Raw genomic sequence first — 14,979 nt, forward strand, 5'->3', positions numbered from 1 at the left:
ATGCAAAATGACAAAATCCGGCGAAGGCTTTGCGGTCATAAAGGTTCGTGGCAAACCATTTGTGCGGAAGGTTTGTCGCGATTGCATAAGCATTCAGCGGAAGAAAAGGTATTATAGTAATCACGAAGCCAACAAAGCGAAGATGAACGATCATTATGCGCGTGTAGGCCGATTTAGACACAAAAGAGATTATGAAGCGAACAAGGAAACCTTTCGCGCAAAGAGCATAGAGCGGAACGGGACACCGCAAGGGCGTGCCTACAATATGTGGAAAAACGCGCGATCCCGTTCCGGCGAGGAATTCGACGTTCCACGCGAAAAAATATTGAACGCTGTTGTAAATGGCGTCTGCGAGCGGTCGGGAATTCCCTTTGATTTCTCTATTCCAAAGGACCGAAAGATAAATCGTTTCGCACCGTCCATTGATAAAATTGACCGAACAAAAGGTTACACTGCGGACAACGTTCAAGTTGTTGTATGGTGTTACAACACCGGCAAAGGTGAAGCGACAGACGATCAATTCATTGCGTTCTGCAAAGTCGTTGCGGAGTACAATAAATGAACGAGGAAGCCGTAACGTCGCATGTGCGGCTCGCGTATGCCGATATCGGGCCGCTTTGGCGCAACAATGTTGGCGTCTTGAAGGATCAACGCGGCGTCCCGGTTCGCTTCGGCTTGGCGAACGAAAGCGCCAACATGAACCGCGAAATCAAATCGTCGGATTGGATAGGGATCACGCCGGTAACGGCATATCTGCAATCGTGCGGTTGGGTCACGCTTGGCGTGTTCACGGCGCTGGAAATGAAAAAAACCGACTGGCAGTTCAAGCCGGGTGATCCGCATACGGACGCGCAAGCAAAGTTTCATGCGTTGGTGCGCGAGGCGGGCGGCTTTGCCGGCTTCGTCACCAAGCCGGAAGACATTCATTCAATCATTAGGCGAGGGTAGGGCAGTGACCTATAGCGCGATCCTCGATGGCTGTTACCGCTATGAGCTTGAATTCGAGCTTGGCGGCAATGGCCCGGTCGCGTCCGTGTTCATGGTCAACCCGGCAACTGCGGACGGCGTGAAGAAAGACCATACCATTCGCAAGCTTGACGGCTTCGGTTCGCGCTTGGGTTGGTCGAAATACATCGTCGGGAACAAACACGCTTTCCGCGCTACCGATGTCGATGAATTGAAGACCGCAGCCGATCCGGTCGGGCCATACAATGCCGGCCATATTCTCGCGATCATGTTGCGTTCGCAGATTACGGTTGTCGCGTGGGGAACCTTGTCGAAGCTGCCGCCGCAGTTGCGGAATAACTGGCGACTTGTTGCCGACATCGCGGCGAGTATCAACCGGCCGCTTTATTGTTGGGGAACGTGCGCGGATGGTCATCCGGTACACCCCGTAATGATCGGATATAACAGAAAGCTAGAACTATGGAACAAGCCTTAGAAACCGCTTCGCATGGCGAGCGCGTCAAGCAAAAGATTGTCGAAATGGGATTGCGCTTGTGGCGCGTCGATCCGTCTTACGTGACGGCTCGGCGGATCGCGCATGAGCTAGGCATGACGCATTCGGCCGTTTTGTATCACTTCGGTTTTACGGCCGAACTGGTCAACACGATTGCTTATCACGCGGTCAAGCAAGGTGACGCGCGCGTGATCGTCCATTTGATCGCGATGAACCACAAAGCGGTTGCGCACCTAACGGACGCTCAACGGCTGGAATTCATGCGGATTGCGCGGAAGGGTTAGACCGGCCGGCATTCAAAGCGAACCTTTTTCGCCGCGTCCGGGTCTTTGCTTGCGGCCATCATGACGGCCATGTTCAACCACGTATTGCATTTTTCGACCGTGGCGAACGGCTTGTCTGTCATCGGGTCAAGCACATGCTTTGGCTGCTCGACAAACTGCCCATTAGTCATTACAAATACAACAAGTACCGCTTTCATAGGATCGCCCCATTAAGTCAAACGGGACGATCAATTCGCCAAATCCTCGCGATTGTCAATATTTCCCGTTATCGCACAAACCAAGTTCCCAAGTCGCATTGCTGCATGTGCGGGCGTAATCGGTATTCCGCCAGCTTCCGCCCGTCGAGGCGCAAGCGGTAAGCGCCATGAGCGCGGCGACTGCAAAATATTTCATCGTGGTTGCCTTTCGAGTTGTTAGGTACTCATGGGCTTGCCTCCGTTGTTGCCGCGAGCTTGTAACCGCGCTCGATAAAGCCCGGCCATGTGTAGAACCAATTGCGGGCGAAGCGGTCGCCCTTGGCGGTTGCAACATGGACGCGGAATTTCGGACGGCGGAAACCGTCCTGATCGCGTTCCGGCCAAACGTCGCTAATGAACGCCTTGCGCGCTTCCTTGCCGTTCGCGGTGTAGTGTTCCAGCCAAACAACGTCGCCGGGCTTGTACGGGCAAAGTTCCTTGAATTCCTTCCACGTCTCGGCGTTCGCCATTTGCGCGGCGCGCTCAACGTCTTCGTTCGGGCCGTAGTGATCCGGCGCAACTTCGTAGCTGCTAACCGGGTTCGGTGCCGGGTGTTCACGGTTGCGAAGGTTGCGGGTCATGCTGGTTACTCCGGTGAGCGGCGCATTAACGCGCCGCGTTCCTTGCGATGGTGTTGCGTTTGCGGCTGATTGACATTGCGACTTGCTTTGTCGAATACCGACCGTGAACCGTAAAGCGGCCGGTGATGTCGCTGCGGATGACAGCCCAAGGGCGGGCGGCATCTTTGACCATGTTAAGCGAGGTGTTCCGCGTGTCGATCACTGCATATTCCATGTCAGTCACTCCGTTGTTGTTGCAACGGTTATGCCATCGTTTGCGATGGTCGTCAACGATAAAATTGCGATGGTCGTCAATTATTTTCGCGGCCGGGTAGGACGCGTTAATTGCTGCAATTTCATAACGGCTTGAACTTCATTAGCGAAGCTTTCCAGCCGCCAACCGAACAGCCATACATGCCAGCGATAACCGGCCTTGGTGATGCTCACCGCGCCGCAAGGCGACGTGCAGAACCATTCATGACCGGGCGGATAGGTCAAGCCATACCGCCCAAATGTGTCTGCCGCCATGCGTCCAGCTTGCCGATTATCTCGGCGCGGTGATTGATTGCGCCGATCTGGACGGCATAGCCTTGCGCGTCCAGCGCGGTCAACGTGTCATCCTCGACATAGCCGACGACGCGGCTCCGATTGACCATGATGTCAATTCGACCGTCTTTGTTCACAAGCTGATATTTGCCCATCGGCATTAGCCTTTCGTGCATGATATCGCGCGCGATCTTGCTCGCTTCGTTTGATACGGTACGCAAGACTTTCACGACGTTTGCGCATGTACTCGCGTTTCCGCTCGCGTTCACGGTCGGTCACTTACTCACTTTCATTTGCTCGATATAAGCGATTAGCTCGCGCAATTTGCGCAAGACCCATTGCTTTTGATCTTCGGTGCAAACGTCGGTCCAGTGCGAACCGCTGCCGTCATTGTCAAAGCCGAACAAAGCGGCGATTGACCCGCGCTTAGTCCATTTGGTCAGCTTTCGCAGCACGGATGCCGACGCAAAGTCTGCCGCTCCGGTAGCCTTGACTATGATTGTTCCGGCTTCGGTGCGCTCGATTGCAGTAACGTCGGGCGTGTCGGGCAACGTCTTGACCCACTCCCCGACCGGCGTTCCGTCCGCGTGGCGTTGGTGATCTTCGCCGCAGTTCACGCATTCGATCATGCCGCTTGCATATATGCGGAACGACTGGCAACCGCATGAACAAACGTAAACCATAGTCGGCGCGGCCGGGAATTGAATGACGTTGGTCATGGTCAAAGCCCTAGCGTCTCACACGCGTAACGCGTTTCGCGGAACGGGCTTTTCGGATCGCTGTTGCGGACGGCGATAAAGAAGAAAACCCAATTGCCGGCCGGTGCTTGGTGGATACCCTTGAAATAAATTCCGCCCGGTTTGATGAATTTGATCCGCGACCAATGCCAAGGCTTCATTCCAACAACTCCCGTTTCCATGCTGCCGGATCGTCTTCAAGCGTCCCGTAAGTTTCGATCACGGTAAACTTGCCGTCGCGAACAAAGGTGAATTTGTTCAACTTGCCGTCGCGGTCGATGCCGATCAAATAGGCGTGTTTGTTCATCGCTTCGGCTCGCGCGGTCAGTTCCTTGTGCGCGGCTTCAAGGGCGGAATAAGCGGCTTGAATGTCGGCAAGCCGCTTGTGCATTGCCTTGGCTGATCCGAACATTATTCGGCCGCTTTCTTAAACCGTTCCGTATTGGCGCGGCGACGGGCCGAACGTGAAAGCGGGATCACTGGCGTATTGAGCGGTTCGGCGTCGGCAAGCTCTTGCGGCGTCGGCGCGAGCGGCAAGGTTGCCTTAAGGCTATCCGGAAGCGACGCATAAGCAGCCGCCGCGCGTTCTTCGTCGCTCGGCTGGTCAACGGACAAGTCGGCGTCAAACTCGATATCCGCGAACGCGTCGGCAAGGTCGGCTTGTATCGCCTTGTCGTTGAATGGATGATTGATCGCGAAAAGCGAGTTGTTGAGCGCTTCGTACAGCCGGGCGTGTTGGTTGTACGCCGTTTGCGCGTCGTTGATGACCCGTTCTAGCCGGTTCATTGCGGCTAGGTGCGCGTCCCGCTCGCCAATCATCCGGTCAATGCCGGTTTCAAGGATCGGCTGCGATGAAATTTGCGATGGTTTGCGACGAAGAAAGCTGAACATGCGATAAACTCCCGTTGCGTTTGTCATGATTTGCCGTGTTATACGCCGCCAAATCCAAGACCGTCAACAGATTTATGCAAAAACATGAAAAATTTGTGTTGCCGGCACGACAAATTTGCTGGTATGCGTCATGAAAATTTTACGCAAATCAGCGGCGGGACGAATGGCAAAAACGCTTAAGCTTGTTGACGTTGCGGATTATATCGGCGTTACCGTCCGCACCCTTTACAACATGATTGACGATGGCCGCTTTCCCGTTCCGCCAATTCCGGACACAAAGCCACGCCGTTGGAACGTCGAAGATATCGACGCGTGGCGCAAACCTAGCAGCAATCAGGCGAATGCCTGATTATGCGAACATGCGTGAAATGCGACCGGGCGCAACCCGCAACAGAATTCGCGAAACATTCTCGCATTTGCAAACAATGCAAGCGTGACCAGCATAACGAATGGCGTGAAAATAATAAAGGAAAAATAGCCGAACAGAGAAAAGGTTATTGGAAGCGCTACCGCGAGCAATACGCCGAAACCATAATTGAACGCCGCAACTCGAAGGACAACATTGCTAAATCGCTTTTTGGCGGTGCCAAGTTACGCGCTCGCGCTTCGCAACTGTCGTTCAACATTTGTCTTGATCACGTTCGGATACTGCTTGAACTTGGGACATGTCAGAAATCCGGGTTAGTTTTCGATCTATCCGATGCTAAAGGCAAGCGCCGACCGTTCGGCCCGTCTTTAGATCGTAAGGACAATTCAAGGGGCTATGAGCCGGATAACATTCAACTTGTTTGCAATCTCTACAATGTCGGGAAGAACGAACACGATGAACTAGATTTCATCGCTATGTGCTTGGCAGTCGCCGCGCGTAATCAGAACAACAACGCCGCAATCGCACGGTTTAACGAGTTGCTAAATGCAAGATTATAGCCAAGCCTTTGCGCATATTACGGCGTTGACCGGGCAAGACGCGAACACCGCCTTTGTCAATTTCCGCTGCATTCACGACGTTGATAAGGGCGTTCCGGCGCATTCCTACGATGGAACGTTACCGCAGCTTTGGCAGTCCTTGCTTGACTATCAGTCGCGAGGCTACGGCGTCTTTATCAACATCAACGAATTGGACGGGAACGGGCGCGAGCTTGCCAACGTTCAACGCATCCGCACCCACGTCGTTGACTTCGACAATCTAAGCGCCTTGCAGAATTTCGAGCGCGCCGCAACATGGTATCCAGCGCCGTCTTTTGCCGTTCAAACGTCGCCAAACAAGTTTCACGCTTATTGGATTTCAACCCCGTATCGCGACAACGACCGCTACACGCTCATTCAACGGAAGCTGCGGCAACTGTTTGACGGTGACAAGTCGGTGATCGATCCGACGCGCGTTCTTCGTCTTGCCGGTACGTTGCACCTAAAAAAACCGTCCGCGCCTCACACGGTTCGTTGTTGGTCGCTTCCCGGCTTCGGCTATGTGACGCCTCCGGAGGCGCTAGAAGCGGCTCTAGCCGGCGTGAACGTGCTTGATAGCGTCGGTGTGCGCCAAGACCTTGGAACGGCCAACCTAGCAGCGCCATCGCTCGACTGGATACGCTTTGCGCTCAAGCTGCTTGATCCCAACGATTTGGATTATCCCGAATGGCTATCAACGACCGCTGCCGTAAAGCAAGCCGGTTGGTCGCTTGTGACGCATGAACAAGAGCTTTTCGACCTTTGGAGCGAATGGTGCGCTCGATACGGAAAAAATGACCACGCGACCAACCTCAAAGCTTGGAACAGCATCCGGCAAACGGAGGTCGGTTGGCCGTCGCTACAACGTCGCGTCCCGTCGTTAATCGCTTATCAGACGCTTGCAACGCCACCATCGCAGCCGCAGTCCGCGCCGGGAACACCGCAGCAACCGCCAGCCGCGCCGCCGATGCCAGCCCCGCCCGAACTGGATTGCAGCGGCGAAATGCTAACCCATATGGAACAACAGACTTGGTTCAAGGGTTGCGTGTTCGTCGGTCGCTTCGGTCAAATCTTAACGCCGGCCGGTCGTTTGATGAACGCGACGCAATTCAACGGCCATTACGGCGGCAAGAAATTCATTATCGACGGAACCGGCAAAGTCACCAATGAAGCTTGGCAGGCTGCAACGCGCTCGACGCTTTGGACGGTTCCCAAGGTCGATCACATCCGCTTTCTGCCGTCTCGCGGTCACATGGAAATCATTACCGACGCGCTCGACCGGCAAGGCGTCAACACGTATAAGCCGATTAAGGTTGAAGCGCGGCCGGGCGATCCGTCGCCGTTCTTGAACCATCTGGCGGCAATGCTGCCGGTCGAAGCTGATCGGCGTATCTTGCTCGATTTCATCGCGCATAACGCGCGCTATCCCGGCCATAAAATACCGTGGTCGCCGCTTGTCCAGTCTGCGGAAGGCGTAGGTAAAGGCGTTCTTAAACGTGTGATCAAACACGTAATGGGCGGGCCTTATGTCCACTTTCCAAACGCAAAAGAAATGGTCGAAAGCGGATCGAAGTTCAACGCTTGGATGCGCGCAAAGCTGTTCATTCTCGTTGACGAAATCAAGGTGGACGAACGGCGCGACATGATCGAAGTGTTGAAGCCGATGATTTCGGAGGAAGAAATAGAAATCCAAGGCAAATTCGTCGATCAAGACAAGGAAGACAATTATTCGAATTGGGCGTTCTTTTCCAATTTCAAAGACGCGATCCCGGTCAATCGCAACGGTCGCCGCTTTGCGATTTTTTATAGTGCAATTCAGTCGGTTGACGATCTGCTTGCGCGCGGGATGGACCAACGGTATTTTGACGCGCTTTATCCATGGCTCGACAACGGCGGAAAAGAGATCGTCGCGCACTATCTGTTGAACTATCCGATTGAACGCGGCGCAATCCCGATGCGCGCTCCGGAAACGTCGTCAAGCGTCGCCGCTATCCGCTATAGTCGCGGCCCGGTTGAACAGATGATCCTAGACGCGGTTGACGATCAATTGCCCGGCTTCCGTGGCGGTTGGGTCAGCGCAACGGCGGTTGCGAACCGGCTTAAGGCGACGGGTGCGCGGGCGGTATCGCCTAAGACAATCGGCGCGATCTTGGAAGCGTTGCAGTTCCATGAAATCGGCCGCTCGACGCGGGCATATTTCCAAGAGGATGCCGGCAACCGTTCGCAATTGTTCAATGTGGACCGTGCGGCAAATGTTGCTGATTTCGGGCGCTGGCAAGGGTATGAATGAGTTGCAGCCCGACGCCGTAAGCTAACCGGGCTGCGGTCCCCAACGGACGGGCTTTAATGCGTGACGGGCGTGATAGTGGCAGATCGCAAGAGCGCTGCGAATTCGGCGTATGTCGAGGCTTGCGCGCGAAGCTTGATCGCCTCTTTTGCCGCCTTGGTCTTTTTGGCGGCTTCAAGCGCCGACAATTCCTTTTGCTCAAACCACTTTGCCGCTTCGGCTCCGTCAGCGAAGTTTAGTTTTATGTTGCCGCTGAAATTGAACGTGAGCATTTTTGGTATTCTCCGGCGTGTTTGCGATGGTTGAACCGTCGATTTGTGTTTTATATGTCACTTTGAGACACGTTGTCAACGGTGCGGTCGCCAAAACGAATTCCGTAAGCCTTTCAATGGGTCCGTTGCGATGGGTGCGGCTGGCTAAGTAATTGAAATTGCTCAATATTTATATATCTGCTGGAAGAAGAAGATGAACAGAGAAACGCCGATGCCGATCAGGATCACGCCCAGCTGCGAAAAGATGTTGCGGTAATATTCCAGCAGCTTTTCGCGATGGCGCAGTTCCTCGCGCACGCTGTGCGCTACGCGCAGATTGACGATCAGCGAAATGATCAGCAGCCCGGCGCCGACCAGGATGAGTCCACCGATGAGAAGGTAGCCATGGCCTGCGCTGAAATCCATTCGTGTCCCCCGAAGCCTGCGCCAAATTAGCGCCAATTTCGTCGCGCTCAAAGCCACGAGACAAGCCGGGCATCAGGCCCAGCCGGTCTCGCGCGCCGCTCCACCGCTCTGCGGCAACCAAAACGATTGACCCGGCCATCCATCCGGCCGATATCCCGCGCAAGTTCGTACCGAGACCCCAATGACCTCAGATACCGATCTCAAGGAAGCCGAGCGCGGCCCCGACGCCGCCTGGCAGGACGACGTGCGTGCCGGCGTGCGCCATGTGCGCGACCTCGCAGCCCTGCCGCTCTCACCGGCCGAGCGCGCCGCTGCGCAGCAAGCCGCCGCCGCCCACAAGGTGCGCGTGCCGAAAGCCTATCTCGACCTGATCGACTGGAACGATCCGAACGATCCGATCCGCGCGCAGGTGATCCCGTCGCCGGACGAATTGATCACTGCCGAGGGCGAACTCGGCGATCCGATCGGCGACCACGCCTTCAGCCCGGTGCCCAGGCTGACGCATCGCCATGCCGACCGCGTGCTCTTGTTCCCGACCTATCAATGCGCGATCTATTGCCGCTTCTGTTTTCGCAAGGAGTCGCTGACTTCGATCGGCCGCGGCTATACGCGCGAGGCGCTGGAGCCGGCCCTCGCTTACATCGCCCAACATAGCGAGATCCGAGAAGTGATCCTGACCGGCGGCGATCCACTGTCGCTGCCCGACAAGGCGCTCGCCGAAATCCGCGCCCGTATCGAGGCCATCCCGCATGTGCGGCTCCTGCGCATCCACACCCGCGTGCCGGTGGCGCTGCCGTCGCGCATCACGCCCGGCCTGACGGCATCCCTGCTGGGAAGACTGATGGTGACGGTGGTCACCCACTTCAACCACCCGCGCGAGATCACGCCGGACACCGAAACGGCCTGTCGGACCATGCGGCAGGCGGGTTTTGTTCTGCTCAACCAGAGCGTTCTCTTGAAGGGCGTCAACGACAAGGTCGAGTTGCTGGAAGAGCTCTGCCGCGAGCTGATCTATCGGTTAGGCGTAAAACCCTACTATCTTCACCATGGTGATCTGGCGCCGGGCATGGCGCACCGCCGCACCACGATTGCCGAGGGCCAGGCGCTGGCCGCGGAACTGCGCCAGCGCCTCTCCGGCATCTGCAACCCGACCTATGTCATCGATCTGCCCGATGGCGGCGGCAAGGTGCCGCTCGGCCCCAGCCACATCGAGGGCCGGGACAGCGAGACATGGCGGATTCGCGGGCAGGACGGGAAGGTGAGGAAGTATCGCGAGGTGGTTGCCTAGTTCCTCATTTCGTCAGGCGGCAGAGGAACTCCCATCCCGCCCCCCGCATTCTATAAGCGGGGGCTCGAAGGAGAGCAGCGTGAAGGCATTGTTGGGAATCGTCGGCGGCTTCGTGCTGACCCTGGCCGTGTTTGCCTCAGGGCTCGCCTTCGCCACCTGGCTGCTGGCCGCCAAGCCGGTGCGCCAGGCAACGCCGGCGATCGGCGTTTCCGAGCTCTGGACCAAGGACGCCAGGCCCGTCGATCCGGCGAAGCAGGATCTCGAGCGCATCCCGGCCCAGCAGGCCGCCGACGCGTCCGCTAAGGCGGACGAGGGGGCCAGGGCGGCGGATACGGCCACGCAGACCGCAGCTCTCCCAACGCCGCAAGCCGCCGCGCCGCGGCAGTTGCAGCCCTTGCCCGAGGTCTCTCCGCCCAATGCTTCACAGACGGGCCAGGCCAATGCGGCTGAACAGCCTTCGGAGCAGGCGCCGGCCCAGCAGGCACAATTGCCCGCCGCGCATCTCGAATGGTGCGCCAACCGCTATCGCAGCTACCGCCCGCAAGAAAACAGCTACCGCTCCTACAGCGGGGAGATCCGCCCCTGCATCTCGCCCTATTTCGATCCGGGCGGCGATCGCACAGCCTCGACCGACGGGCACCAATCCGATCAGCCCTGGATGACCAATCAAGGCGAGGTGACTGACGACCAGGCCGAGATGGAAGGCTACGCCACGACACGGGACGGCTACGCGACGACCTATGGCGGCCCGCCGGAAGAGATTTTGCCGGAGGACCAGCCTTCCAGGGATCGGCTGCTGGGCCCGCAAATGTCGGGCGATCATATCGACTCCTGCTTCAGCCGCTATCGCTCCTACGATCCGCAGGACAACACCTACCAGCCCTATGACGGCGGCCCGCGCCGGCAGTGCGAGTAGGGCAGGCCCACGTTCCTGCGAAGTGACGCTGGGCCGCTGAATCTGGCGCGAGGCACCCTTTTGTAACTCAACATTGGCCGAATCCGTTATTGTTGCGGACGCAGTGGCGGACTGTAGGCGGCCTTCACACCTCAGGTCCGCTAGGCCTGGCAAGCCGCCTACGGCCTGCTCGCCGGCGTCATGATCGCCGCAGCCGGTGAGGGTGCAACTGGCGGCTTGAGCTCTCGTCAGGCTGGAGCGGGAAGCCGAGCGCGGCAGGCCATCTCTCCCGGGCCTCGTTCATGGCGCCGAGGTGAAAGTGAGGCACCCGTCGCCGCCCTGCCTGCAAGCCCGGCGCCGACCCGGGCGACAGGGCTCGAGCCTTCGACTGCGCAAAACCGCACCGGCGCCACGCGAGCCGTATCGCGGCCGCATCAGGCTCCCCCCAGGCAAAGCCATATCGGCTTCTTTTCAGGAACATTCTGCCTTCTGCGAAGTTTGGCGGCTGGCCCGCTAATTGAGGCCAAACCGGTTGACAGGCGGGCTTCGGGAGGAAGCTATGACCGCTGTCACGCCTTCACTTCATGTTTGTCGCCGCCGGGCACTGCAAATCGGTCTTGGAGCGACCCTTGCTTCAGCGGCCGGCATTGCTGCGACTTCGTCTGCTGCCGCGCAGGACAACATAAAAGACGAAGACATTTTCCGCTTCGCGCTCAACCTGGAATATATGGAGGCTGAATATTACCTCCGCGGCACCACGGGAAAAGGCATCGAGGACTCGGACATCGGTTCCAAACCCGGCGATGTCGTCGGCGGCAAAAAGGTTGCCTTCGATACGCCCGCGCTCGGTGAATTCATGCGCGAGGTCGCGGAAAACGAGCTTGCCCATGTCAGGTTCTATCGCAAGACGCTTGCGTCGAATGCGGTGGACCGGCCGGCGATCGATTTCGATGCCGGCTTTGCCGCGGTCGCCAAGGCGGCCGGCCTCGGCGACGATTTCGATGCGTTTGGCAACCAGATGAATTTCGTGCTCGGCGGCATGCTGTTCGAGGACGTCGGTGTCACCGCCTACGCCGGTGCGGCAACTGTCCTGAAGAACAAGGAATTCCTCGCTGCCGCGGCTGGAATTCTCGCGGTCGAGGCCTATCACATGGGAATGGCGCGGTCGTCGCTCTATCGCATGGGCGAGAAGGCCTGGAAGGCGGCGAATGCGGTTTCCGACGCACGCGACAAGATCGATGGGAACGAGGACAAAGACCAGGGCATTCAGGTCGACGGCAAGGCCAACGTCGTTCCTTCAACGCCGGATGCGATTGCCTTCACAAGGACGCCGCAGGAGGTGCTGCGCATCGTCTATCTGACCGATCAGTCGGGTGTGAGCAAGGGCGGCTTTTACCCGAACGGGATGAACGGAACGCTCAAGAGCACCTAGCCGTTGAAGTGGAGCCGGTCACGATGATCTGCAACCCGGGCCGAGCAGCATTCGGCGCGGGCATCCGATTTCGTTTCGACGAGGCAGGCAATGAACGTCAGCAGCGAAGCGACCAGATCTTTTTGGACACTCGACACCAGCTTGCCCAACGCGCCTCGCCTCGAGCAGGATGAGCATTGTGACGTAGCCGTCATCGGCGCCGGCATCGCCGGCGTTTCCATCGCCTACGAACTGGCCTTGGCGGGACGCAGGGTGGTGCTCGTGGATCGCGGTCCCTTGCTCGGCGGCATGACATCGCGCACGACCGCCCATCTGGCACCCATCTGCGACGACGGCTTGAGCGCGCTGATCGACATGCGCGGCGAGGCTCTGGCGCGCGGATTCCAGGAAAGCCAGCAAGCCGCCGTCGACCGCATCGAACGCCATGTCGCCACGCTGGAGATCGACTGCGATTTCCGCCGGCTGGACGGCTTCCTGTTCCCGGCCGCATGGATGGACGAGAAAGAGGCCGCCAGAGAATGCAACAAGGAGTATGCGGCTGCGGCAAAGATCGGCGCCGAGGCTGAGCATGGCAAGGGTGTGCCGCTCAAGGGCCATGAAACGGCGCCCATCCTGCGCTATCCAGACCAGGCGACCTTCCACCCGCTGAAATATTTGCGCGCGCTGCTGGCCGATTTCGAGAAACGAGGCGGCAAGGCATTCGCCGACAGCGCCGTCATCGAAATCGAGGAGGGGGACAAGGTTCGCCTGAAATGCGACGGCGGCTCCACCGTCACGGCTTCGAACGCGGTGTTTGCCACCAATTCCCCGATCAACACCTGGGTCAAGATCCACAGCAAGATGGCGCCTTACCGCACCTATGCGATGGCTTTCGACATCGCCAGGGGAACCCTCCCGGATGCGCTCTACTGGGACATGGATGATCCCTATTACTATGTCCGCCTCAATCCCGGTCCCGGCAAGACGGACTGTCTCATCGCCGGCGGCCGCGATCACAAATCGGGCGAAGCGGATGACGGCGCGGCGCGCTTTGTCGCGCTCGAAGCCTGGATCAGGGCATTGGTGCCCGATCTTGGCGGAGAACGAGCGCGATGGTCCGGCCAGGTCCTCGAAACGATCGACTTTTGCGGCTTCATTGGCCGAAGCCCCGGCAACGGCAACGTCTTCATCGCCACCGGCGACTCCGGCCAGGGCATGACGCATGGCGCCTTGGCCGGACTGCTGATCCGCGATCTGATCGTGGACGGATCGAACTCCTGGGAAGCCGTCTACGCCCCCGACCGGACGCCGCCCGCCGCGCTCGCGCACTACGTCAATGAGAACCTTACGACGGTGAAGAACCTTGCCGGCTATTTGCTGCCCGGTGAGGTTAAGTCGGCCGACGCCCTCGAGCCCGGCGAAGGCGGCATACTTCAGGACGGCTTGAGCAAGTTCGCCGTGTGCCGCGATCGCGACGGCAAGCTGCACCGGCATTCGGCCAGTTGCACGCATCTCGGCTGCATCGTGCACTGGAATTCGACCGAGCAATGCTGGGATTGCCCCTGCCACGGCTCGCAGTTCGCGCCGGACGGAACTGTCCTCAACGGCCCGGCCATCCGGCGTTTGGGATAGTTCAGCTGGAGGGCATTGGATCGGCGATCCCCAGCCGCGGGAACTCGAGCCGAATCGCGTCGGGAGAAGTGGGACTTCCCCAGAGACCTCTGTCGCTATTTTCGCCTTGCCGGCTTCTTCTTTGGCTCCGCTTCAACCGGCCCGCGGGCGAGCCTGGCCGCGCGGAGCCGTTCCGTCTTTGCCTGCCGCGCTGCCGCTTCGCCCTCGATTATCGTGCGCGCCGTCTTCGTGGTGGCTTCGCTCTTGGCGTCGCCCTTCGGCTTGAACACACTGGTTTCGGCCATGGTCTACCTCGCAATTTGAAACGAAGAAGGCCGGGCAAGCCCGACCTTCCAAAGCATATCTCCCGAAATCGGAACCGGTTAGGGGAAGACATGCGTAAAACCCCAAAACATGTTGCCCGAAATCGGGAGCCGGTTTCGGGACGAAGACATCCGCAAGATCAAAGTGCTCCAAGGCCAATGCCGGTACATCCGCGGTCAAAGGCCATGGATGCACGGCATCAGCCCGCCTGGATATTCTCCGCCGAGCTTTTGCCGTTCCGCTGGTTCTTCACGATGTCGAAGCTCACCTTCTGGCCCTCCGCTAGCGAGCGCATTCCGGCGCGCTCGACGGCGGAGATATGGACGAACACGTCCGGCTGCCCATTGCCCTGCTCGATGAAGCCGAAGCCTTTCGTGGCGTTGAAAAACTTCACGGTTCCAGTAGTCATACGATTTTCCTTTCAAATCGACGCAAATCATCGCCGCCTGGCTGCGTGCCAAACGTCGCAGTCTTCGAAATTGAGAGGGAAGATCGTCAGGGCGCCGAGGCGCAGAAACAACATTCGTTCAACAAGTTCGATTGGAAAAACATAGCGCTTAACCGCAGCGGCGACAAGGCGAAGCGAAATAATATTATCGACGGCCGTTGTCTGAAAAGCTTCCGGGCGACTAATTGCGCCTGCGCCGCCCGACTCCAATAGCGGGCTTCCGCTTTGCGTCGATGAAAGCGCCGAGAACCGAAATTCCGAGCAGATTGTTGGCCCGCTAGCCCGCTGAGCGTTCCCTACCGGCTCACGCCATGTCGAATTGTGTGCTGGATAGACGCTGCGGCGGGGACTGTGAACACCCCCCCCCAAAAATTAACCGC

General features: G+C 58.2%; 25 protein-coding genes. 11 read left to right on the forward strand and 14 right to left on the reverse strand.

What is annotated here, in order from left to right; translation table 11 throughout:
• Positions 1-7 precede the first annotated feature (7 nt).
• The 4 genes from EOA32_RS01040 to EOA32_RS01055 are packed head-to-tail and all read left to right on the forward strand — an operon-like array spanning position 8 to position 1,743.
• Entirely contained in the window at positions 8-562 is a 555-nt protein-coding gene (locus tag EOA32_RS01040; RefSeq protein ID WP_128370594.1) for a hypothetical protein, read from the forward strand.
• Positions 559-948: a hypothetical protein gene (locus EOA32_RS01045; protein ID WP_128370595.1), complete on the forward strand. Its 390-nt coding sequence runs from the start codon at positions 559-561 to the stop codon at positions 946-948. The genes EOA32_RS01040 and EOA32_RS01045 overlap by 4 nt, the downstream gene beginning before the upstream one ends.
• Before the next feature lie 4 nt (positions 949-952).
• The gene (locus tag EOA32_RS01050; protein WP_245499109.1) at positions 953-1,441 is read left to right on the forward strand and encodes a DUF1643 domain-containing protein; all 489 of its coding nucleotides are present in this window, start codon (positions 953-955) and stop codon (positions 1,439-1,441) included.
• The gene (locus tag EOA32_RS01055) at positions 1,426-1,743 is read left to right on the forward strand and encodes a hypothetical protein (protein ID WP_128370597.1); all 318 of its coding nucleotides are present in this window, start codon (positions 1,426-1,428) and stop codon (positions 1,741-1,743) included. The genes EOA32_RS01050 and EOA32_RS01055 overlap by 16 nt, the downstream gene beginning before the upstream one ends.
• Here EOA32_RS01055 and EOA32_RS01060 read toward each other — a convergent pair.
• The 9 genes from EOA32_RS01060 to EOA32_RS01090 all read right to left on the reverse strand — a co-directional run bounded on the left by EOA32_RS01060 (position 1,740) and on the right by EOA32_RS01090 (position 4,713).
• Positions 1,740-1,940, reverse strand: coding sequence for a hypothetical protein (locus EOA32_RS01060; protein WP_128370598.1), 201 nt, complete (start codon positions 1,938-1,940; stop codon positions 1,740-1,742). The genes EOA32_RS01055 and EOA32_RS01060 overlap by 4 nt on opposite strands.
• A gap of 224 nt (positions 1,941-2,164) precedes the next feature.
• Positions 2,165-2,560, reverse strand: a complete 396-nt coding sequence (locus tag EOA32_RS01065) for a hypothetical protein (protein ID WP_128370599.1) — start codon at positions 2,558-2,560, stop codon at positions 2,165-2,167.
• 25 nt (positions 2,561-2,585) lie between these two features.
• Entirely contained in the window at positions 2,586-2,774 is a 189-nt protein-coding gene (locus EOA32_RS01070) for a hypothetical protein (RefSeq protein ID WP_128370600.1), read from the reverse strand.
• Positions 2,775-2,854: 80 nt separating this feature from the next.
• A complete protein-coding gene (locus EOA32_RS38300) occupies positions 2,855-3,037 on the reverse strand; it encodes a hypothetical protein (protein WP_189406803.1) in 183 nt (60 codons plus the stop codon).
• Positions 3,034-3,315, reverse strand: coding sequence for a hypothetical protein (locus tag EOA32_RS01075; RefSeq protein ID WP_128370601.1), 282 nt, complete (start codon positions 3,313-3,315; stop codon positions 3,034-3,036). Before EOA32_RS01075 ends, EOA32_RS38300 begins: the two co-directional genes overlap by 4 nt.
• A 45-nt stretch (positions 3,316-3,360) precedes the next feature.
• On the reverse strand, positions 3,361-3,804 hold the full coding sequence (locus EOA32_RS01080) for a hypothetical protein (protein ID WP_128370602.1): 444 nt from the start codon (positions 3,802-3,804) through the stop codon (positions 3,361-3,363).
• Positions 3,805-3,806: 2 nt separating this feature from the next.
• The gene (locus tag EOA32_RS38305; protein WP_189406805.1) at positions 3,807-3,983 is read right to left on the reverse strand and encodes a hypothetical protein; all 177 of its coding nucleotides are present in this window, start codon (positions 3,981-3,983) and stop codon (positions 3,807-3,809) included.
• Positions 3,980-4,213 (reverse strand): hypothetical protein, encoded by a 234-nt coding sequence (locus EOA32_RS01085; protein ID WP_128370603.1) that lies wholly within the window; start codon positions 4,211-4,213, stop codon positions 3,980-3,982. Before EOA32_RS01085 ends, EOA32_RS38305 begins: the two co-directional genes overlap by 4 nt.
• Before the next feature lie 20 nt (positions 4,214-4,233).
• Positions 4,234-4,713, reverse strand: a complete 480-nt coding sequence (locus tag EOA32_RS01090) for a hypothetical protein (RefSeq protein ID WP_128370604.1) — start codon at positions 4,711-4,713, stop codon at positions 4,234-4,236.
• Between the two features lie 130 nt (positions 4,714-4,843).
• Here EOA32_RS01090 and EOA32_RS01095 point away from each other — a divergent pair, with 130 nt between their 5' ends.
• Genes EOA32_RS01095 through EOA32_RS01105 form a run of 3 tightly spaced genes read left to right on the forward strand, consistent with a single transcriptional unit; the run spans position 4,844 to position 7,948 of the window.
• Positions 4,844-5,062, forward strand: a complete 219-nt coding sequence (locus EOA32_RS01095; RefSeq protein ID WP_128370605.1) for a helix-turn-helix domain-containing protein — start codon at positions 4,844-4,846, stop codon at positions 5,060-5,062.
• Positions 5,063-5,076: 14 nt separating this feature from the next.
• A complete protein-coding gene (locus EOA32_RS01100; protein ID WP_128370606.1) occupies positions 5,077-5,640 on the forward strand; it encodes a hypothetical protein in 564 nt (187 codons plus the stop codon).
• The gene (locus tag EOA32_RS01105; RefSeq protein ID WP_128370607.1) at positions 5,627-7,948 is read left to right on the forward strand and encodes a DUF5906 domain-containing protein; all 2,322 of its coding nucleotides are present in this window, start codon (positions 5,627-5,629) and stop codon (positions 7,946-7,948) included. The genes EOA32_RS01100 and EOA32_RS01105 overlap by 14 nt, the downstream gene beginning before the upstream one ends.
• Before the next feature lie 53 nt (positions 7,949-8,001).
• On the opposite strand, the gene EOA32_RS01110 is transcribed toward EOA32_RS01105, so the two are convergent.
• Entirely contained in the window at positions 8,002-8,217 is a 216-nt protein-coding gene (locus EOA32_RS01110; protein WP_128370608.1) for a hypothetical protein, read from the reverse strand.
• A 162-nt stretch (positions 8,218-8,379) separates the two neighbouring features.
• Positions 8,380-8,622 (reverse strand): hypothetical protein, encoded by a 243-nt coding sequence (locus tag EOA32_RS01115; RefSeq protein WP_245499110.1) that lies wholly within the window; start codon positions 8,620-8,622, stop codon positions 8,380-8,382.
• A gap of 181 nt (positions 8,623-8,803) precedes the next feature.
• Between EOA32_RS01115 and EOA32_RS01120 the strand changes: the two genes are divergently transcribed.
• The 3 genes from EOA32_RS01120 (at position 8,804) to EOA32_RS01130 (ending at position 12,237) form a co-directional block, all read left to right on the forward strand.
• On the forward strand, positions 8,804-9,910 hold the full coding sequence (locus EOA32_RS01120; protein WP_128370609.1) for a KamA family radical SAM protein: 1,107 nt from the start codon (positions 8,804-8,806) through the stop codon (positions 9,908-9,910).
• Between the two features lie 79 nt (positions 9,911-9,989).
• A complete protein-coding gene (locus tag EOA32_RS01125) occupies positions 9,990-10,826 on the forward strand; it encodes a BA14K family protein (RefSeq protein ID WP_095783342.1) in 837 nt (278 codons plus the stop codon).
• 538 nt (positions 10,827-11,364) lie between these two features.
• Positions 11,365-12,237, forward strand: coding sequence for a ferritin-like domain-containing protein (locus EOA32_RS01130; protein WP_128370610.1), 873 nt, complete (start codon positions 11,365-11,367; stop codon positions 12,235-12,237).
• On the opposite strand, the gene EOA32_RS38310 is transcribed toward EOA32_RS01130, so the two are convergent.
• The gene (locus EOA32_RS38310) at positions 12,234-12,386 is read right to left on the reverse strand and encodes a hypothetical protein (protein WP_164748317.1); all 153 of its coding nucleotides are present in this window, start codon (positions 12,384-12,386) and stop codon (positions 12,234-12,236) included. The genes EOA32_RS01130 and EOA32_RS38310 overlap by 4 nt on opposite strands.
• On the opposite strand from EOA32_RS38310, the gene EOA32_RS01135 reads away from it, so the two are divergent.
• On the forward strand, positions 12,328-13,848 hold the full coding sequence (locus EOA32_RS01135) for an FAD-dependent oxidoreductase (RefSeq protein WP_066992889.1): 1,521 nt from the start codon (positions 12,328-12,330) through the stop codon (positions 13,846-13,848). The two genes, EOA32_RS38310 and EOA32_RS01135, sit on opposite strands and share 59 nt — an antisense overlap.
• A 95-nt stretch (positions 13,849-13,943) precedes the next feature.
• Here the strand turns inward: EOA32_RS01135 and EOA32_RS01140 are convergent, their stop codons facing one another.
• Positions 13,944-14,132 carry a hypothetical protein gene (locus EOA32_RS01140; protein WP_066992893.1) on the reverse strand — a complete coding sequence of 63 codons (189 nt, stop codon included), beginning with the start codon at positions 14,130-14,132 and terminating at the stop codon, positions 13,944-13,946.
• 218 nt (positions 14,133-14,350) lie between these two features.
• Positions 14,351-14,560 (reverse strand): cold-shock protein, encoded by a 210-nt coding sequence (locus tag EOA32_RS01145; RefSeq protein WP_066992896.1) that lies wholly within the window; start codon positions 14,558-14,560, stop codon positions 14,351-14,353.
• Between the last annotated feature and the right edge of the window lie 419 nt (positions 14,561-14,979).

Source organism: Mesorhizobium sp. M1A.F.Ca.ET.072.01.1.1 (assembly GCF_004023325.1).
Lineage (GTDB): Bacteria > Pseudomonadota > Alphaproteobacteria > Rhizobiales > Rhizobiaceae > Mesorhizobium.

Coding starts and splice junctions, on each gene's coding strand:
- EOA32_RS01040 (WP_128370594.1), top strand. CDS start 8: ATGACAAAATCCGGCGAAGGCTTTGCGGTCATAAAGGTTCGTGGCAAA.
- EOA32_RS01095 (WP_128370605.1), top strand. CDS start 4,844: ATGAAAATTTTACGCAAATCAGCGGCGGGACGAATGGCAAAAACGCTT.
- EOA32_RS01145 (WP_066992896.1), bottom strand. CDS start 14,560: ATGACTACTGGAACCGTGAAGTTTTTCAACGCCACGAAAGGCTTCGGC.
- EOA32_RS01080 (WP_128370602.1), bottom strand. CDS start 3,804: ATGACCAACGTCATTCAATTCCCGGCCGCGCCGACTATGGTTTACGTT.
- EOA32_RS01060 (WP_128370598.1), bottom strand. CDS start 1,940: ATGAAAGCGGTACTTGTTGTATTTGTAATGACTAATGGGCAGTTTGTC.
- EOA32_RS01140 (WP_066992893.1), bottom strand. CDS start 14,132: ATGGCCGAAACCAGTGTGTTCAAGCCGAAGGGCGACGCCAAGAGCGAA.
- EOA32_RS01110 (WP_128370608.1), bottom strand. CDS start 8,217: ATGCTCACGTTCAATTTCAGCGGCAACATAAAACTAAACTTCGCTGAC.
- EOA32_RS01115 (WP_245499110.1), bottom strand. CDS start 8,622: ATGGATTTCAGCGCAGGCCATGGCTACCTTCTCATCGGTGGACTCATC.
- EOA32_RS01135 (WP_066992889.1), top strand. CDS start 12,328: ATGAACGTCAGCAGCGAAGCGACCAGATCTTTTTGGACACTCGACACC.
- EOA32_RS01045 (WP_128370595.1), top strand. CDS start 559: ATGAACGAGGAAGCCGTAACGTCGCATGTGCGGCTCGCGTATGCCGAT.
- EOA32_RS01070 (WP_128370600.1), bottom strand. CDS start 2,774: ATGGAATATGCAGTGATCGACACGCGGAACACCTCGCTTAACATGGTC.
- EOA32_RS38305 (WP_189406805.1), bottom strand. CDS start 3,983: ATGAAGCCTTGGCATTGGTCGCGGATCAAATTCATCAAACCGGGCGGA.
- EOA32_RS01085 (WP_128370603.1), bottom strand. CDS start 4,213: ATGCACAAGCGGCTTGCCGACATTCAAGCCGCTTATTCCGCCCTTGAA.
- EOA32_RS01065 (WP_128370599.1), bottom strand. CDS start 2,560: ATGACCCGCAACCTTCGCAACCGTGAACACCCGGCACCGAACCCGGTT.
- EOA32_RS01055 (WP_128370597.1), top strand. CDS start 1,426: ATGGAACAAGCCTTAGAAACCGCTTCGCATGGCGAGCGCGTCAAGCAA.
- EOA32_RS01105 (WP_128370607.1), top strand. CDS start 5,627: ATGCAAGATTATAGCCAAGCCTTTGCGCATATTACGGCGTTGACCGGG.
- EOA32_RS01120 (WP_128370609.1), top strand. CDS start 8,804: ATGACCTCAGATACCGATCTCAAGGAAGCCGAGCGCGGCCCCGACGCC.
- EOA32_RS01130 (WP_128370610.1), top strand. CDS start 11,365: ATGACCGCTGTCACGCCTTCACTTCATGTTTGTCGCCGCCGGGCACTG.
- EOA32_RS01090 (WP_128370604.1), bottom strand. CDS start 4,713: ATGTTCAGCTTTCTTCGTCGCAAACCATCGCAAATTTCATCGCAGCCG.